Here is a 17,644-nt window from a genome sequence, read left to right as displayed (position 1 = left end):
CGACGCTTGCCGCGTCTTATCCGGCCTACGAATACAATGGGCGCGCATCCGACGATAAACGTCTTGTCTACAGTTTCAGAATTTCTTTCACAAACGGAATGGTCAGCTTACGTTGCGCGGTAATCGACGCACGATCCAACTGATCCAACGTCATAAATAACGTGCGCATTTCTCTGTCGAGCCGCTTCAGCAAGAAACGCCCCACATCTTCCGGCAGTTCAAAACCACGCAAACGCGCGCGTAACTGTAGCGCCTGCAACTTATCTTCATCAGAAAGTGGCTGCAATTTGTAGATCTGCCCCCAGTCGAGTCGCGACGCGAGATCCGGTAATCCCAGATTCAACTGCCGCGGTGGACGATCGCCGGTGATTAACAACCGTGTTTTACCCGATTCCAGAATTCGATTGTAGAGATCGAAAATCGCCATCTCCCACAACTCATCGCCTGCAATACACTCAATGTTGTCGATACAGACCAGCGACAAATGCTCCATACCGTCGAGCACTTCCGGAACAAACCAGGTGCGTTTATCCAGCGGGACATAGCCCACCGCATCGCCACGCTGCGACAATTCCGCGCAAGCCGCGTGCAGCAGATGGCTGCGCCCCGCGCCTTCGCGTGCCCAGAGATAGATGTAACCGCTATGTTCCTGACGCAGCACGTTTTGCAGCGCGGCCAGTAAAGAGGAGTTATCCCCCGGCCAGAAACTTGCAAAGGTTTCGTCGTCAGGAAGATAAAGTGGCAAAGAGAGCTGTGCCGGTGTGTTCAGAGATACCTCAACCAGGATTTCACAAAATCGCGAGAAGTTTACCACAGAATCCCATGATGTTTGAACCGGGCAGCAACACTGCCCGGTCGGTACATTATTTGTCTGTTATATCCGCGTCTTCTGCGTCCAGCACCACTTCTTCAGGGCGCAGCACACTAATCAGTTTGAAGATCAAACTTAAGCCGATACCGACGATGGTCGCCAGCGCCATACCTTTCAGCTCCGCCGCGCCGATGTTTACCTTCGCGCCACTGACACCGATGATCAAAATGACAGAAGTCAGGATCAGGTTCTGTGCTTTGTTGTAATCCACTTTCGATTCGATCAAAACACGAATACCGGAAGCACCGATAACACCATAAAGCAGCAGCGAAACGCCGCCCATCACCGGCAATGGGATCATCTGGATAGCAGCAGCCAGTTTACCGACGCAGGAAAGCAGGATAGCGAAAATCGCCGCCCCACCGATAACCCAGGTACTGTAAACGCGGGTGATCGCCATAACGCCAATGTTTTCCCCGTAGGTGGTGTTTGGCGTGGAGCCAAAGAAGCCGGAGATCACGGTCGACAAGCCGTTAGCAAACATCGAACGGTGCAGACCTGGATCGCGCAGCAGATCTTTTTTGACGATATTAGCCGTTACTACCAGGTGCCCTACGTGTTCGGCAATAACCACTAACGCCGCTGGCAGAATAGTCAGAATGGCAAACCACTCGAAGCGCGGCGTATAGAGAGTTGGCAGCGCAAACCAGTGAGCATTAATAATCGGCGTGGTATCGACAATTCCCATTGCGAAAGAGAGCGCGTAGCCCACCAGCACGCCAATTAAAATCGGGATAATTGCCAGGAAACCACGAAACAGCACGGAACCTAAAACCGTGACTGCCAGCGTGGTAATGGAGATAATGATGGTTTTGGAGTCTGGCGTTTGCCCTTCAGCCGGGAGTAAACCTGCCATACCGGCAGCTACGCCCGCCAACTCCAGACCGATGACAGCAACGATTGCGCCCATTGCCGCAGGTGGAAACAGCACGTCCAGCCAGCCGGTCCCCGCTTTCTTCACGATAAAAGAAACCAGGCAGAACAGCACGCCGCACATAATAAAGCCGCCCAGCGCGACTTCATAACCCAACGGCAACAGTAACAATACTGGCGAAATAAAGGCAAAACTTGAACCAAGATAAGCCGGGATTTTCCCTTTACAGATGAAGAGATACAGCAGCGTTCCTATACCGTTAAATAACAGTACAGTCGCCGGGTTAATATGAAATAAGACGGGCACCAGGACGGTTGCACCAAACATGGCGAACAAATGTTGCAAACTAAGCGGGATTGTCTGTAAAAGTGGCGGTCTTTCACTCACCCCGATAGCACGGCGCGTCATAGTATTATCCTCTGTATTATGTGTTATAGGCGCTTTACTCAAAAAAAAGCCGACTCTTAAAGTCGGCTTTAATTATTTTTATTCTTTATTTCGTACCAAAGATTTTATCACCGGCATCGCCGAGGCCCGGAATAATGTATCCGTGCTCGTTCAGTCCCTGGTCAATCGATGCAGTATACAGTTCGACGTCCGGGTGCGCTTTTTCCAGCGCAGCAATACCTTCTGGCGCAGCTACCAGTACCAGCACTTTAATGCTGCTGCAGCCTGCTTTTTTCAGCAGGTCGATGGTCGCGATAACGGAACCGCCGGTTGCCAGCATTGGGTCAACGATCAGCGCCATACGCTCATCGATGTTTGAAACCAGTTTCTGGAAGTACGGTACCGGCTCCAGCGTTTCTTCATTACGGTACATGCCGACAACGCTGATGCGCGCGCTCGGAACGTTTTCCAGCACACCGTCCATCATCCCCAGACCGGCACGTAAAATTGGCACCACGGTAATTTTCTTACCTTTGATCTGATCGATTTCTACCGGGCCGTTCCAGCCTTCGATAGTTACTTTTTCCGTTTCGAGGTCGGCGGTCGCTTCGTAAGTCAGCAGGCTACCCACTTCGGAAGCGAGTTCGCGAAAGCGCTTGGTGCTGATATCTTGCTCACGCATCAGTCCCAGCTTGTGTTTGACGAGTGGGTGTTTGACTTCCACGATCTTCATACTCTTTCTCCTTTGAGGGGCAGCCACAAAAAAAATCGACGGATTATACCTCCTTTCTTCAAGGCGGCAATATTATTTTCGTTGACTTTAGTCAAAATGATAACGGTTTGAGATAAAGTTATTTTGTATTCAAATGGTTATGAAAGAAGATTATTCCATCCGAAAACGATCCTTTGCCCTGGTACAAGTATTCTTTCGCCGCGCGCCTGGGGAAAAGACGTGCAAAAAGGTTGTGTAAAGCAGTCTCGCAAACGTTTGCTTTCCCTGTTAGAATTGCGCCGAATTTTTATTTTTCTACCGCAAGTAACGCGTGGGGACCCAAGCAGTGACCGATAAAACCTCTCTTAGCTACAAAGATGCCGGTGTTGATATTGACGCGGGTAATGCTCTGGTTGGAAGAATCAAAGGCGTAGTGAAGAAAACGCGTCGTCCGGAAGTGATGGGCGGTCTGGGCGGCTTCGGTGCGCTGTGTGCATTGCCGCAAAAATATCGTGAACCCGTGCTGGTTTCCGGCACTGATGGCGTTGGCACCAAGCTGCGTCTGGCGATGGACTTAAAACGTCACGACACCATTGGTATCGATCTGGTCGCCATGTGTGTTAACGATCTGGTAGTACAAGGCGCGGAACCCCTCTTTTTCCTCGACTATTACGCAACCGGAAAACTGGATGTTGATACCGCTTCAGCGGTGATCAGCGGCATCGCTGAAGGTTGTCTGCAATCGGGCTGTTCGCTTGTGGGTGGCGAAACGGCAGAAATGCCGGGGATGTATCACGGTGAAGATTACGATGTCGCTGGTTTCTGCGTTGGCGTGGTAGAAAAATCAGAAATCATCGACGGCTCTAAAGTCAGCGATGGCGATGTGCTGATTGCACTCGGCTCCAGCGGTCCGCACTCGAACGGCTATTCGCTGGTGCGCAAAATTCTTGAAGTCAGCGGTTGTGATCCGCAAACCACCGAACTTGATGGTAAGCCATTAGCCGATCATCTGCTGGCACCAACCCGCATTTACGTGAAGTCCGTGCTGGAGTTGATTGAAAAGGTCGATGTGCATGCTATTGCGCACCTGACCGGCGGCGGCTTCTGGGAAAACATTCCGCGCGTATTGCCAGATAATACCCAGGCAGTGATTGATGAATCTTCCTGGCAGTGGCCGGAAGTGTTCAACTGGCTGCAAACGGCAGGTAACGTTGAGCGCCATGAAATGTATCGCACCTTCAACTGCGGCGTCGGGATGATTATTGCCCTGCCTGCTCCGGAAGTGGACAAAGCCCTCGCCCTGCTCAATGCCAACGGTGAAAACGCGTGGAAAATCGGTATCATCAAAGCCTCTGATTCCGAACAACGCGTGGTTATCGAATAATGAATATTGTGGTGCTTATTTCCGGCAACGGAAGTAATTTGCAGGCAATTATTGACGCCTGCAAAACCAATAAAATTAAAGGCACCGTACGGGCAGTTTTCAGCAATAAGGCCGACGCGTTCGGCCTTGAACGCGCCCGCCAGACGGGTATTGCTACCCATACGCTCATCGCCAGCGCGTTTGACAGTCGTGAAGCCTATGACCGGGAGTTAACTCATGAAATCGACATGTACGCACCCGATGTAGTCGTGCTGGCTGGTTTTATGCGCATTCTCAGCCCGACATTTGTCTCCCACTATGCCGGGCGCTTGCTGAACATCCACCCTTCTCTGCTGCCAAAATATCCCGGTTTGCACACCCATCGTCAGGCGCTTGAAAATGGCGATGAGGAACACGGCACATCGGTGCATTTCGTCACCGATGAACTGGATGGTGGCCCGGTTGTTTTACAGGCTAAAGTTCCGGTATTTGCTGGTGATACTGAAGATGAAATTACCGCCCGCGTGCAAACTCAGGAACACGCTATTTATCCACTGGTGATTAGCTGGTTTGCCGATGGTCGTCTGAAAATGCACGATAACGCCGCGTGGCTGGATGGTCAACGTCTGCCGCCGCAGGGCTACGCTGCCGACGAGTAATGCCCCCGTAGTTAAAGCGCCAGCTCTGCCGCTGGCGTTTTTCATTTCACCTGTAAATCGCAAGCTCCAGCAGTTTTTTTCCCCCTTTTCTGGCATAGTTGGACATCTGCCAATATTGCTCGCCATAATATCCAGGCAGTGTCCCGTGAATAAAACGGAGTAAAAGTGGTAATGGGTCAGGAAAAGCTATACATCGAAAAAGAGCTCAGTTGGTTATCGTTCAATGAACGCGTGCTTCAGGAAGCGGCGGACAAATCTAACCCGCTGATTGAAAGGATGCGTTTCCTGGGGATCTATTCCAATAACCTTGATGAGTTCTATAAAGTCCGCTTCGCTGAACTGAAGCGACGCATCATTATTAGCGAAGAACAAGGTTCCAACTCTCATTCCCGCCATTTACTGGGCAAAATTCAGTCCCGGGTACTGAAAGCCGATCAGGAATTCGACGGCCTCTACAACGAGCTGCTGCTGGAGATGGCGCGCAACCAGATCTTCCTGATTAATGAACGACAGCTCTCCGTCAATCAACAAAACTGGCTGCGTCATTATTTTAAGCAGTATCTGCGTCAGCACATTACGCCGATTTTAATCAATCCTGACACTGACTTAGTGCAGTTCCTGAAAGATGATTACACCTATCTGGCGGTGGAAATTATCCGTGGCGATACCATCCGTTACGCGCTGCTTGAGATCCCATCAGATAAAGTGCCGCGATTTGTGAATTTACCGCCAGAAGCGCCGCGTCGACGCAAGCCGATGATTCTTCTGGATAACATTCTGCGTTACTGCCTTGATGATATTTTCAAAGGATTCTTTGATTATGACGCGCTGAATGCCTATTCAATGAAGATGACCCGCGATGCCGAGTACGATTTAGTGCACGAGATGGAAGCCAGCCTGATGGAGTTGATGTCTTCCAGCCTGAAGCAGCGCTTAACCGCAGAACCGGTACGTTTTGTTTATCAGCGCGATATGCCCAATGCGCTGGTTGAAGTATTACGTGAAAAACTGACTATTTCCCGCTACGACTCCATTGTCCCCGGCGGTCGTTATCACAATTTTAAAGACTTTATTAATTTCCCCAACGTCGGCAAAGCCAATCTGGTTAACAAACCATTGCCGCGTTTACGCCATATTTGGTTCGATAAAGCCCAGTTCCGCAACGGTTTTGATGCCATTCGCGAACGTGATGTGCTGCTCTATTATCCTTATCACACTTTTGAGCATGTACTGGAACTGCTGCGTCAGGCTTCGTTCGACCCGAGCGTACTGGCGATTAAGATTAACATTTACCGCGTGGCGAAAGATTCACGCATCATCGACTCGATGATCCACGCCGCGCACAACGGTAAAAAAGTGACCGTGGTGGTTGAGCTACAGGCGCGTTTTGACGAAGAAGCCAACATTCACTGGGCGAAGCGCCTGACCGAAGCAGGCGTGCACGTTATCTTCTCTGCGCCGGGGCTGAAAATTCACGCCAAACTGTTCCTGATTTCACGTAAAGAAAACGGTGAAGTGGTGCGTTACGCACACATCGGGACCGGGAACTTTAACGAAAAAACCGCGCGTCTTTATACTGACTATTCGTTGCTGACCGCTGATGCGCGCATTACCAACGAAGTACGGCGTGTGTTCAACTTTATTGAAAACCCATACCGTCCGGTGACATTTGATTATTTAATGGTGTCACCACAAAACTCCCGCCGTTTGTTGTATGAGATGGTGGACCGCGAGATCGCCAACGCGCAGCAAGGGCTGCCCAGCGGTATCACTCTAAAGCTAAATAACCTTGTCGATAAAGGTCTGGTCGACCGTCTGTATGCGGCTTCCAGCTCCGGCGTGCCGGTGAATCTGCTGGTTCGTGGAATGTGTTCGCTGATCCCTAATCTGGAAGGCATTAGTGATAACATCCGTGCTATCAGTATTGTTGACCGTTACCTTGAACATGACCGGGTTTATATTTTTGAAAATGGCGGCGATAAAAAGGTTTATCTTTCTTCCGCCGACTGGATGACGCGCAATATTGATTATCGTATTGAAGTAGCGACGCCACTACTCGATCCACGCCTGAAGCAGCGAGTACTGGACATCATCGACATTTTATTCAGCGATACGGTCAAAGCGCGTTATATCGATAAAGAACTTAGTAATCGCTACGTTCCCCGCGGTAACCGCCGCAAAGTGCGGGCGCAGTTGGCGATTTACGATTACATCAAATCCCTCGAACAACCTGAATAACCCTATGCCAATACACGACAAATCCCCTCGTCCGCAGGAGTTTGCTGCGGTCGATCTTGGTTCAAACAGTTTCCACATGGTTATTGCCCGTGTGGTGGATGGCGCTATGCAGATTATTGGTCGCCTGAAACAGCGGGTCCATCTGGCAGACGGTCTGGGGCCAGATAATATGTTGAGTGAAGAGGCAATCACACGCGGATTGAACTGCCTATCGTTGTTTGCTGAACGCTTGCAGGGATTTTCGCCTGCCAGCGTTTGTATTGTTGGCACCCATACGCTGCGTCAGGCGTTGAATGCTACTGACTTTTTGAAACGCGCGGAAAAGGTCATTCCCTACCCGATTGAAATTATTTCCGGTAATGAAGAAGCCCGTCTGATTTTCATGGGCGTGGAACATACCCAGCCGGAAAAAGGTCGCAAACTGGTTATTGATATTGGCGGCGGATCTACGGAACTGGTGATTGGTGAAAATTTCGAACCGATTCTCGTTGAAAGCCGCCGGATGGGTTGTGTCAGCTTTGCCCAACTCTATTTCCCGGGCGGGGTCATCAATAAAGAGAATTTTCAGCGCGCTCGCATGGCGGCAGCACAAAAACTGGAAACTTTAACCTGGCAATTTCGCATTCAAGGCTGGAACGTGGCAATGGGCGCTTCCGGTACCATAAAAGCCGCCCATGAAGTGTTAATGGAAATGGGCGAGAAAGACGGGATAATTACCCCGGAACGTCTGGAAAAACTGGTAAAAGAAGTTTTACGTCACCGTAATTTCGCATCGCTGAGTTTACCGGGTCTTTCCGAAGAACGGAAAACAGTCTTCGTTCCTGGACTGGCGATTTTATGCGGTGTGTTTGATGCCTTAGCCATCCGTGAACTGCGCCTTTCTGATGGGGCGTTACGCGAAGGTGTATTGTATGAAATGGAAGGACGTTTCCGTCATCAGGATGTGCGTAGTCGCACCGCCAGTAGTCTGGCTAACCAGTATCACATCGACAGTGAACAGGCCCGACGGGTGCTGGATACCACTATGCAAATGTACGAACAGTGGCGGGAGCAGCAACCGAAGCTGGCGCATCCGCAACTGGAAGCGCTACTGCGATGGGCCGCCATGCTGCATGAGGTCGGGTTGAATATCAACCACAGCGGTTTGCATCGCCACTCCGCTTATATTCTGCAAAACAGCGACTTGCCGGGTTTTAATCAGGAACAGCAGTTGATGATGGCGACGCTGGTGCGCTATCACCGTAAAGCGATTAAGCTCGACGATCTGCCGCGCTTTACCTTGTTTAAGAAGAAACAGTTCCTGCCACTGATTCAGCTATTGCGCCTTGGCGTATTACTCAATAATCAACGTCAAGCAACCACCACACCGCCAACATTGACGCTGATTACCGATGACAGTCACTGGACACTGCGTTTTCCGCATGACTGGTTTAGTCAGAATGCACTGGTACTGCTTGATCTGGAAAAGGAGCAAGAATACTGGGAAGGCGTGGCTGGCTGGCGATTGAAAATTGAAGAAGAAAGTTCACCTGAAATAGCTGCTTAATGCTTTGCGGGCCGACGAGAAATGTCGGCCCTCGCTGTTCAGGCACTTTCGCGAATGGGTTCGATTTCATTCAGCGTATCAATTAACGGTTGCGGCTTACCAATAAGATAACCCTGCATATAATCTATCCCTAAAGAAAGCACCGCCTCGCGGATCTCTTCGTTTTCAACGTACTCTGCCACTACCAGCATTTTCTTCATTCGCGCCAGGTGACAAATCGACGCCACTATCTGGTAATCCAGACTATTTGACACAATATTGCGGATAAAACTGCCGTCAATTTTAAGGAGATCGGCATTCACATTTTTAAGCCGCGCATAACTGGCGTAGCCGGTGCCGAAATCATCAATCGCAATCTGACAGCCTAATTCCTGAAGATGCTGCAAGGTGATTTGCGCCTGCTTAACATTGGTCAGCGCATTACTTTCGGTGACTTCAAAAATAAGTTGCCACGCTTCAATCTGGTATTTAGCCAGCAACTGACTGACTTCAAATGGAAAACGAGCCTGACATACCGAGGTTGGCGACAGATTAATAGCAAAACGGTGAGCGGGCATCCTGGCTCTGTTTTCAGCCATAAATTGCAGCGTATGCTCAATGACCCACATGTCGATACTGGACGATAAACCAAATTCATGCGCGACCGGCAAGAAGCTGTCGGGGCTGATGAGTTCATCACTCTCACCTTTCATGCGCAGAAGGATCTCATGGTAGACATCACCACGCATACCGGTAATCGGCTGGGCCATCAGGAAAAAATGGTTATGCTCCAATGCCTGCTGTAGCCGATTCATCATCGCGACTTTATCTTTCAATTCACGTTGTAAATACATAGCCCCGCGGCGCTGCATATTTTCTGGAGCGTTGGTCACGATGGAGAGTTCAGCAACCGTATTTAGCTCTCCCAGCAGCAGGTAGATATGATTCACCGGCGAGCGTACATAGCAGTAACTGACGCCAATCTGCGGTTGCATCGGCATTCCATCCCAAAAGAAACGAAATTGCTTGAGATGGCTATCCAGTGCGGTAATGCGCTCCTGGTGCGATTCTGTATTCAGTCGCAGCGCGAGATCGTTACCCGAAAGCTGATAAACATCTTCACCCGGTTCCAGCAATGGTGACAGCCAGTGAGAAAGTTTTTGCTTGTATTGAATCCGTAGCATGATGCCATAGTTCTTAACCAGCATTTCCATGCCGGGGATGCGTAAATAACAAAGCGCAGACCAGGGGGCATCACGCAACGCGCGATTCAGGGCGCGAACATTTGGCAGATGAACCACCGGGTCCACATACGCAAGCCGCTGAATGCGTCTGACTACCGCTCGCTGACGGGTTGCCAGTACAGCCATATAATTGACAATAAAAGAGAATACCAGATAACTGGAGGAGGTTATGGTCAGTTGCGTGGTATAGCCAGGATAAATGGGAATGTAATTTTGATAGCTGTGGATGCTGATCATCAGCACGACCGCCCAGAGCAGCGAAATCAACTTATAACCATAGCGCATGGCTCCCCACATCATCAGGGGTAGCAATAATGACAAGGTATAATTGGTGCTGAAAATCGTGCTTTTTTCATTTAACGGCATGCATAACAGCAACAACAACGCACCTAATGCCAGTAGCCAGAGCGCGAACTCTTTTTTGGTGACTTTCACATCAACTTGCTGTTTTAATTGCGAATAATAGCTGCGTAAATAAAACGGATTTCGCACCACCCGAATGATGAAGTAGCACAGCGGAACACCAATCAGATTGCCCACCAGTAAGGCCTGATAATTGATTAAGGTCCCGAGGTTAAAAGGCATGACGCCGACCAGATTTTCTCTACTCGCCAGTAACCCTACAAATGCGGCAAACTGGAAAAGTATCAGAAACAGCGTTGCAGGAAACACAATCTGCCAGAATATACGCTGGGAAATTAAACGGGTATCACCATGTGAAACGTTGTTACGCCGGGGAGTAAAGACCCTGTAACCGCCCCAACAGAGAATGATAATGATAATAAAATTAGCTGTTAATGAGAGCGTTTCGTAAAAACCCAGCTCTGAATATTTGCGGACAAAAATCCCTAAGGCGATCCCTGGCAATGCCGCCCAGCTGAAAAACATCATCATGCTGATCATCAGTGCCAAAGGCAGGTAAAAGAGAAAAACCTCACCGGAAGAAATATGCGCGAAAGTATTAATATGGGCGAAAATGGGCAAGATTAAAGAAGGCAGGAACAGCGGAAGCCCCCACCATTTATCACGTATTTTTATATAGGTTGCATTCAGTTTCATAGATGCTCAGCAGAATCCCCCACATCCTGAAGGAGGTGTATTCAGACAGGCATCCCACCTGACTTCGAATGATGATTATTCATCACTATAGAGAGCATTGATTCTAAGTGTCATATGAAAGTTCCAATTGATATATATCAAACAAAATAACCCTGATTAATGAATTATTACGTTTATCATGTTAATTCATCATTATTACATCATCATTGTAAATAATTAAATTAACTTCCATAACATTAAAATATGTATCCACTGACGCTTTTTTACATAACGAAGAATTGACCATTTTGTCCTGTTGTGCCTTAATGTAAGTACCGTCCACGGCGTGGGACATACTTCAAGGAACCTTTTGTGAGTCAGGCAACCAGTATGCGAAAACGACACCGATTTAACAGTCGCATGACCCGTATCGTACTGCTCATCAGCTTTATCTTCTTCTTTGGCCGCTTTATCTACTCGTCCGTCGGTGCATGGCAGCACCATCAGAGCAAAAAAGAAGCTCAGCAATCCACACTCTCCGTCGAATCACCGGTACAACGTTAGCGGTTACCTTCTCCACCTTCACTGAACATAACGGCACCTCGCTGTCGGATGCTTTTGCTCTTTGGGATTATCAAAGCGGCAGATATTCTTTCATCTTAAATTTTACGTCTTTGTCCTGACTGATGTTTATCCTGTTTGGCTGCGAAATAAATATAAAATTAATACATATGTTTTAATGATGTATTTTTATAAATTATTTTCCACATGAATTTTAATAAATTTAATCTATTCCTTTATACGCAATACATTTACTTTCCTCTTTTGATGATCTTAAATGTCTTATTTTTCGTAATGTGTATAACAAGGAATAGTGATGAAATTTAAAAAATGTCTTCTGCCTGTGGCAATGTTAGCGTCATTCACTCTGGCAGGATGCCAGTCAAATGCTGATGATCATGCCGCCGATGTTTATCAAACCGATCAACTGAATACCAAACAAGAAACTAAAACCGTTAATATTATTTCCATTCTTCCCGCAAAAGTTGCCGTAGACAACTCCCAAAATAAACGAAACGCACAAGCCTTCGGCGCGCTTATTGGTGCAGTCGCTGGCGGTGTTATCGGCCACAACGTGGGGTCTGGCAGCAATTCCGGAACGACGGCAGGTGCAGTTGGCGGCGGAGCTGTTGGCGCGGCAGCAGGTTCTATGGTGAATGATAAAACCTTAGTGGAAGGTGTTTCTCTGACGTATAAGGAAGGCACCAAAGTGTATACCTCCACCCAGGTGGGTAAAGAGTGCCAGTTTACGACAGGTTTAGCCGTTGTTATTACCACGACGTATAACGAAACGCGTATTCAGCCAAATACCAAATGTCCTGAAAAGAGCTAATAATCAGGAGGAGTCATGAAGAAAGTTTTTCTTTGCGCCATCATAGCCTCCTTAAGCTATCCGGCTATCGCCTCATCATTGCAGGATCAACTCTCTGCTGTCGCAGAAGCGGAACAGCAAGGTAAAAACGAAGAGCAAAGGCAGCATGACGAATGGGTCGCGGAGCGCAACAGGGAAATCCAGCAAGAGAAGCAACGTCGCGCAAACGCCCAGGCCGCGGCTAATAAAAGAGCGGCAACGGCAGCGGCGAATAAGAAAGCTCGTCAGGATAAACTGGACGCCGAAGCCACTGCGGACAAGAAACGCGATCAAAGTTATGAAGATGAGCTACGCAGCTTAGAGATTCAGAAACAAAAACTGGCGCTGGCGAAAGAAGAAGCCCGCGTTAAGCGAGAAAACGAATTTATCGATCAGGAACTGAAGCACAAAGCTGCGCAAACCGATGTGGTGCAATCTGAAGCTGACGCAAACAGGAATATGACTGAAGGCGGTCGCGATCTGATGAAAAGCGTGGGCAAAGCAGAAGAGAACAAATCGGACAGCTGGTTTAACTAAGCGATGTCAGTAACTTCAATCCTATGATTCGTGAGTATAAAAAACCCTCTGTAGTAACAGAGGGTTTTGCTAATTCATAGTGCAGGGATCAAATCATTCCCACTCAATAGTCGCCGGTGGCTTGCCGCTGATGTCATACACCACGCGGGAAATACCGTTCACTTCATTGATAATGCGGTTGGAAACGCGACCAAGGAAATCGTACGGCAGATGCGCCCAGTGTGCGGTCATAAAGTCGATGGTTTCGACGGCACGCAGAGACACAACCCAGTCGTATTTACGACCATCGCCCATTACGCCAACAGAACGTACCGGCAGGAACACGGTAAACGCCTGGCTAACTTTGTCGTACAGGTCCGCTTTACGCAGTTCTTCAATGAAGATGGCATCAGCACGGCGCAGCAGGTCGCAGTACTCTTTCTTCACTTCGCCCAGCACACGAACGCCAAGCCCTGGTCCCGGGAACGGGTGACGGTACAGCATGTCGTACGGCAGGCCCAGCTCCAGACCAATTTTACGCACTTCGTCTTTGAACAGCTCTTTCAGCGGTTCAACCAGGCCCATCTTCATCTCTTTCGGCAGGCCGCCCACGTTGTGGTGAGATTTGATGACGTGAGCTTTACCGGTTGCAGACGCGGCAGATTCGATAACATCAGGGTAGATAGTACCCTGCGCCAGCCACTTCACATCTTCCAGTTTCAGCGCTTCTTCATCGAATACTTCAACGAAAACGCGACCGATGATTTTACGTTTTGCTTCCGGATCGTTTTCACCAGCCAGCGCTGACAAGAAGCGATCTTCTGCCGGAACGTGAACAATGTTCAGACCAAAGTGATCGCCAAACATATCCAGAACCTGCTCTGCTTCGTTGAGACGCAGCAGGCCGTTGTCGACGAATACGCAAGTCAGGTTTTTGCCGATTGCGCGGTGCAGCAGCATTGCAGTCACGGAGGAATCCACGCCACCAGAGAGGCCGAGGATCACTTTATCGTCGCCTACCTGCTCGCGGATACGGGCTACTGCATCGTCGATAATTTTCGCTGGCGTCCACAGGGCTTCACACTGGCAGATATCACGCACAAAACGCTCCAGCATGCGCATCCCCTGGCGGGTATGAGTCACTTCCGGGTGGAACTGTACGCCATAGAAGCGTTTTTCTTCATTTGCCATGATGGCGAACGGGCAGCTTTCGGTGCTGGCTACGGTGATGAAGTCGGACGGGATAGCGGTAACTTTATCGCCGTGGCTCATCCAGACATCGAGCAGAGGTTTACCGTCTGCTGTCAGCGCATCTTCAATACCGCGAACCAGTGCGCTGTCGTTTACGACTTCAACCTGCGCATAGCCAAATTCACGTTCGTTAGAGGCTTCAACATGACCACCCAACTGCATTGCCATGGTCTGCATACCATAGCAAACGCCGAATACCGGTACGCCTGCTTCAAAGACATACTGCGGCGCACGCGGGCTGTTTTCTTCGGTGGTGCTTTCCGGGCCGCCGGAAAGAATAATGCCGCTTGGATTGAAGTCACGAATTTGTGCTTCTGTCACATCCCACGCCCACAGTTCGCAGTAAACACCCAGTTCACGCACGCGGCGCGCAACCAGTTGGGTGTACTGAGAACCGAAGTCCAGAATGAGGATGCGATGCTTATGAATGTTTTCCGTCATTGACGCTTATTCCGAGGCAAGTGAAACAGATAATATAAATCGCCCGACATGAAGTCGGGCGAAGAGAATCAGGAGCCCAGACGGTAGTTCGGGGACTCTTTAGTAATGGTCACGTCGTGAACGTGGCTTTCCTGAATGCCCGCACCGCTGATACGTACAAACTCCGCTTTAGTACGCAGTTCGTCGATAGTACCACAGCCGGTCAGGCCCATACAGGAGCGCAGGCCGCCCATCTGCTGGTGAATGATCTCTTTCAGACGACCTTTGTAGGCTACACGGCCTTCGATACCTTCCGGCACCAGTTTGTCGGCAGCGTTGTCGCTCTGGAAGTAACGGTCAGAAGAACCTTTGGACATCGCGCCCAGAGAGCCCATCCCACGGTAAGACTTGTAAGAACGGCCCTGGTAGAGTTCGATTTCACCCGGGGATTCTTCCGTACCCGCCAGCATGGAACCTACCATCACCGCGCTTGCACCAGCAGCGATAGCTTTCGCGATATCGCCAGAGAAACGAATACCACCGTCAGCGATAACCGGAATCCCGGTGCCTTCCAGGGCTTCTACTGCGTCAGCAACGGCAGTGATCTGCGGTACACCGACGCCAGTAACAATGCGGGTAGTACAAATAGAACCTGGGCCGATACCCACTTTAACGGCACTGCAACCGGCTTCTGCCAGCGCGCGGGCACCTGCAGCTGTTGCCACGTTGCCGCCGATGATTTGCAGGTCAGGATATTTAGCGCGAGTTTCACGGATACGCTGCAGAACGCCTTCAGAGTGACCGTGAGAGGAGTCGATCAGCAGAACGTCAACGCCTGCGGCAACCAGCGCATCAACACGCTCTTCGTTACCCGCACCTGCGCCAACCGCTGCACCTACACGCAGACGGCCTTGTTCGTCTTTACAGGCGTTCGGTTTACGTTCCGCTTTCTGGAAGTCCTTCACAGTGATCATGCCGATCAGGTGGAATTCATCATCAACCACCAGCGCTTTTTCAACGCGTTTTTCGTGCATTTTTGCCAGCACCACTTCACGGGCTTCGCCTTCACGCACGGTTACCAGACGCTCTTTCGGCGTCATGTAAACGCTAACCGGCTGGTTCAGATCGGTAACAAAACGCACGTCACGACCGGTGATAATGCCGACCAGTTCGTTTTCTTCGGTCACAACCGGATAGCCTGCAAAACCGTTACGCTCGGTCAGCTCTTTCACTTCGCGCAGCGTCGTGGTTGGCAGAACAGTCTGCGGATCGGTTACCACGCCAGATTCGTGTTTTTTCACGCGGCGAACTTCTTCAGCCTGGCGTTCAATGGACATGTTTTTGTGGATAAAGCCGATACCGCCTTCCTGAGCCAGGGCGATAGCCAGGCGCGCTTCCGTTACGGTATCCATTGCTGCGGAGAGCATAGGGATATTCAGACGAATAGTTTTCGTCAGCTGGGTGCTGAGGTCAGCGGTATTCGGCAGAACGGTAGAATGTGCAGGAACGAGGAGAACGTCGTCAAACGTCAGAGCTTCTTTAGCGATACGTAGCATGGGCAATATCTCGACCAGAGTGGTTAATAAATATTGCCGCGGCATTATACAGAGCGTAACCGATTGCATCTACCCCTTTTTGCAAAAAATGCTTGCTATCCCCGGAGGGCGGGTTACTATCGACTGAATAACCTGCTGATTTAGAATTTGATCTCGCTCACATGTTACCTTCTCAATCCCCTGCAATTTTTACCGTTAGCCGCCTGAATCAAACGGTTCGTCTGCTGCTTGAGCATGAGATGGGGCAGGTGTGGATCAGTGGCGAAATCTCTAATTTCACACAACCGGCTTCCGGTCACTGGTACTTTACGCTTAAAGACGATAACGCCCAGGTGCGCTGCGCGATGTTCCGCAACAGCAATCGCCGGGTGACCTTTCGCCCGCAGCATGGGCAACAGGTTTTAGTTCGTGCCAACATTACGCTGTATGAACCGCGCGGCGATTATCAAATTATTGTCGAAAGTATGCAGCCCGCCGGTGAAGGTTTACTGCAACAGAAGTACGAACAGCTTAAAGCGAAGTTGCAGGCTGAAGGGTTATTCGACCAGCAATTCAAGAATCCGCTACCGTCACCTGCGCACTGCGTGGGCGTTATCACCTCAAAGACCGGTGCTGCACTGCACGATATTTTGCATGTGTTGAAACGCCGCGATCCGTCTCTGCCGGTGATCATCTACCCGACCGCCGTTCAGGGCGATGACGCACCAGGGCAAATCGTTCGCGCCATTGAGCTGGCGAATCTTCGCAACGAATGTGACGTACTGATCGTCGGGCGTGGCGGTGGTTCGCTGGAAGATTTATGGAGTTTTAACGATGAACGCGTGGCACGGGCGATTTTTGCCAGCCGCATTCCGGTGGTCAGCGCCGTTGGGCATGAAACCGATGTGACGATTGCCGACTTTGTTGCTGATCTACGTGCGCCAACGCCGTCAGCCGCCGCCGAAGTGGTGAGCCGCAATCAGCAAGAGTTACTGCGTCAGGTGCAGTCTGCGCAGCAACGGCTGGAAATGGCGATGGATTACTACCTCGCCAACCGCACACGACGTTTTACGCAGATTCATCACCGTTTACAGCAGCAGCATCCACAGCTCCGGCTGGCGCGTCAGCAAACCACGCTTGAGCGTCTGCAAAAGCGGATGAGCTTTGCGTTGGAGAATCAGCTTAAACGCGCCGGTCAGCAACAGCAGCGATTAACACAGCGGCTGAATCAGCAAAATCCGCAGCCGAAGATTCACCGTGCGCAAACGCGGATCCAACAGCTGGAATATCGTCTCGCTGAAACACTTCGCGCACAGCTTAGCGCCACGCGCGAACGCTTTGGTAATACAGTGACGCACCTCGAAGCGGTGAGTCCACTCTCCACGCTCGCACGCGGTTATAGCGTTACCAGCGCCGCTGATGGCGCGGTGCTAAAACAGGTTAAGCAGGTGAAAGTGGGTGAGACACTGACCACTCGCCTGGGCGATGGCGTAGTGATCAGTGAAGTGAGTGCTGTGACGAAAAGCCGCAAGCCGCGCAAGAAAACCTAATGACGCATTGCGAATCTTATTTACATCTTGGCCCCCATTTACAGACCCGA

General features: G+C 50.1%; 15 protein-coding genes. 8 read left to right on the top strand and 7 right to left on the bottom strand.

Translation table 11 applies throughout. From position 1 onward, the window contains the following. Nucleotides 1-67: 67 nt before the first annotated feature. From FQZ95_RS05675 to upp, 3 genes are all read right to left on the bottom strand, one after another. Nucleotides 68-769 carry a DnaA inactivator Hda gene (locus tag FQZ95_RS05675; RefSeq protein ID WP_001307333.1) on the bottom strand — a complete coding sequence of 234 codons (702 nt, stop codon included), beginning with the start codon at nucleotides 767-769 and terminating at the stop codon, nucleotides 68-70. Between the two features lie 94 nt (nucleotides 770-863). Continuing rightward, nucleotides 864-2,153: a uracil permease gene (gene uraA / locus FQZ95_RS05670; RefSeq protein WP_000198328.1), complete on the bottom strand. Its 1,290-nt coding sequence runs from the start codon at nucleotides 2,151-2,153 to the stop codon at nucleotides 864-866. Between the two features lie 85 nt (nucleotides 2,154-2,238). Beyond that, nucleotides 2,239-2,865, bottom strand: a complete 627-nt coding sequence (gene upp, locus FQZ95_RS05665; protein WP_001295473.1) for a uracil phosphoribosyltransferase — start codon at nucleotides 2,863-2,865, stop codon at nucleotides 2,239-2,241. Nucleotides 2,866-3,190: 325 nt separating this feature from the next. Between upp and purM the strand changes: the two genes are divergently transcribed. The 4 genes from purM (at nucleotide 3,191) to ppx (ending at nucleotide 8,650) form a co-directional block, all read left to right on the top strand. After that, nucleotides 3,191-4,228 (top strand): phosphoribosylformylglycinamidine cyclo-ligase, encoded by a 1,038-nt coding sequence (purM, locus tag FQZ95_RS05660; protein ID WP_001295474.1) that lies wholly within the window; start codon nucleotides 3,191-3,193, stop codon nucleotides 4,226-4,228. Next, complete coding sequence (gene purN, locus FQZ95_RS05655) at nucleotides 4,228-4,866, top strand: phosphoribosylglycinamide formyltransferase (RefSeq protein WP_088541209.1); 639 nt, start codon at nucleotides 4,228-4,230, stop codon at nucleotides 4,864-4,866. The genes purM and purN overlap by 1 nt, the downstream gene beginning before the upstream one ends. A 171-nt stretch (nucleotides 4,867-5,037) precedes the next feature. Next, nucleotides 5,038-7,104 carry a polyphosphate kinase 1 gene (ppk1, locus tag FQZ95_RS05650; protein WP_000529576.1) on the top strand — a complete coding sequence of 689 codons (2,067 nt, stop codon included), beginning with the start codon at nucleotides 5,038-5,040 and terminating at the stop codon, nucleotides 7,102-7,104. A 4-nt stretch (nucleotides 7,105-7,108) separates the two neighbouring features. Next, entirely contained in the window at nucleotides 7,109-8,650 is a 1,542-nt protein-coding gene (gene ppx, locus FQZ95_RS05645; protein WP_032184874.1) for an exopolyphosphatase, read from the top strand. 38 nt (nucleotides 8,651-8,688) lie between these two features. Here ppx and pdeF read toward each other — a convergent pair whose 3' ends face one another. Both pdeF and FQZ95_RS05635 read right to left on the bottom strand, forming a co-directional pair. Beyond that, nucleotides 8,689-10,932 (bottom strand): cyclic-guanylate-specific phosphodiesterase PdeF, encoded by a 2,244-nt coding sequence (gene pdeF, locus FQZ95_RS05640; RefSeq protein WP_160529977.1) that lies wholly within the window; start codon nucleotides 10,930-10,932, stop codon nucleotides 8,689-8,691. A 181-nt stretch (nucleotides 10,933-11,113) separates the two neighbouring features. Continuing rightward, nucleotides 11,114-11,266, bottom strand: a complete 153-nt coding sequence (locus FQZ95_RS05635) for a hypothetical protein (protein WP_000017552.1) — start codon at nucleotides 11,264-11,266, stop codon at nucleotides 11,114-11,116. 17 nt (nucleotides 11,267-11,283) lie between these two features. Here FQZ95_RS05635 and FQZ95_RS05630 point away from each other — a divergent pair, with 17 nt between their 5' ends. The 3 genes from FQZ95_RS05630 (at nucleotide 11,284) to FQZ95_RS05620 (ending at nucleotide 12,859) form a co-directional block, all read left to right on the top strand. Then, on the top strand, nucleotides 11,284-11,475 hold the full coding sequence (locus FQZ95_RS05630) for a YfgG family protein (RefSeq protein WP_000076001.1): 192 nt from the start codon (nucleotides 11,284-11,286) through the stop codon (nucleotides 11,473-11,475). Between the two features lie 310 nt (nucleotides 11,476-11,785). After that, nucleotides 11,786-12,304: a glycine zipper 2TM domain-containing protein gene (locus FQZ95_RS05625; protein ID WP_001295476.1), complete on the top strand. Its 519-nt coding sequence runs from the start codon at nucleotides 11,786-11,788 to the stop codon at nucleotides 12,302-12,304. Between the two features lie 15 nt (nucleotides 12,305-12,319). Continuing rightward, on the top strand, nucleotides 12,320-12,859 hold the full coding sequence (locus tag FQZ95_RS05620) for a DUF5384 family protein (RefSeq protein WP_160529976.1): 540 nt from the start codon (nucleotides 12,320-12,322) through the stop codon (nucleotides 12,857-12,859). A 93-nt stretch (nucleotides 12,860-12,952) separates the two neighbouring features. Here FQZ95_RS05620 and guaA read toward each other — a convergent pair whose 3' ends face one another. Together guaA and guaB are read right to left on the bottom strand one after the other, a co-directional pair. Then, nucleotides 12,953-14,530: a glutamine-hydrolyzing GMP synthase gene (guaA, locus tag FQZ95_RS05615; protein ID WP_000138270.1), complete on the bottom strand. Its 1,578-nt coding sequence runs from the start codon at nucleotides 14,528-14,530 to the stop codon at nucleotides 12,953-12,955. 68 nt (nucleotides 14,531-14,598) lie between these two features. Beyond that, on the bottom strand, nucleotides 14,599-16,065 hold the full coding sequence (gene guaB, locus FQZ95_RS05610) for an IMP dehydrogenase (RefSeq protein ID WP_001299507.1): 1,467 nt from the start codon (nucleotides 16,063-16,065) through the stop codon (nucleotides 14,599-14,601). A gap of 161 nt (nucleotides 16,066-16,226) precedes the next feature. Here guaB and xseA point away from each other — a divergent pair, with 161 nt between their 5' ends. Continuing rightward, on the top strand, nucleotides 16,227-17,594 hold the full coding sequence (gene xseA, locus FQZ95_RS05605; RefSeq protein WP_105271458.1) for an exodeoxyribonuclease VII large subunit: 1,368 nt from the start codon (nucleotides 16,227-16,229) through the stop codon (nucleotides 17,592-17,594). The last annotated feature ends 50 nt before the right edge of the window (nucleotides 17,595-17,644 follow it).

It is taken from the genome of Escherichia sp. HH41S (assembly GCF_009820115.1).
Lineage (GTDB): Bacteria > Pseudomonadota > Gammaproteobacteria > Enterobacterales > Enterobacteriaceae > Escherichia > Escherichia coli_F.
This window is presented reverse-complemented; position numbering and strand designations above follow the sequence as displayed.

Bases quoted from the DNA above. Each gene is read 5' to 3' on its own strand.
- uraA (WP_000198328.1), bottom strand. From the start codon at position 2,153: ATGACGCGCCGTGCTATCGGGGTGAGTGAAAGACCGCCACTTTTACAG.
- upp (WP_001295473.1), bottom strand. From the start codon at position 2,865: ATGAAGATCGTGGAAGTCAAACACCCACTCGTCAAACACAAGCTGGGA.
- purN (WP_088541209.1), top strand. From the start codon at position 4,228: ATGAATATTGTGGTGCTTATTTCCGGCAACGGAAGTAATTTGCAGGCA.
- ppk1 (WP_000529576.1), top strand. From the start codon at position 5,038: ATGGGTCAGGAAAAGCTATACATCGAAAAAGAGCTCAGTTGGTTATCG.
- ppx (WP_032184874.1), top strand. From the start codon at position 7,109: ATGCCAATACACGACAAATCCCCTCGTCCGCAGGAGTTTGCTGCGGTC.
- pdeF (WP_160529977.1), bottom strand. From the start codon at position 10,932: ATGAAACTGAATGCAACCTATATAAAAATACGTGATAAATGGTGGGGG.
- FQZ95_RS05635 (WP_000017552.1), bottom strand. From the start codon at position 11,266: ATGTCCCACGCCGTGGACGGTACTTACATTAAGGCACAACAGGACAAA.
- FQZ95_RS05620 (WP_160529976.1), top strand. From the start codon at position 12,320: ATGAAGAAAGTTTTTCTTTGCGCCATCATAGCCTCCTTAAGCTATCCG.
- guaA (WP_000138270.1), bottom strand. From the start codon at position 14,530: ATGACGGAAAACATTCATAAGCATCGCATCCTCATTCTGGACTTCGGT.
- guaB (WP_001299507.1), bottom strand. From the start codon at position 16,065: ATGCTACGTATCGCTAAAGAAGCTCTGACGTTTGACGACGTTCTCCTC.
- xseA (WP_105271458.1), top strand. From the start codon at position 16,227: ATGTTACCTTCTCAATCCCCTGCAATTTTTACCGTTAGCCGCCTGAAT.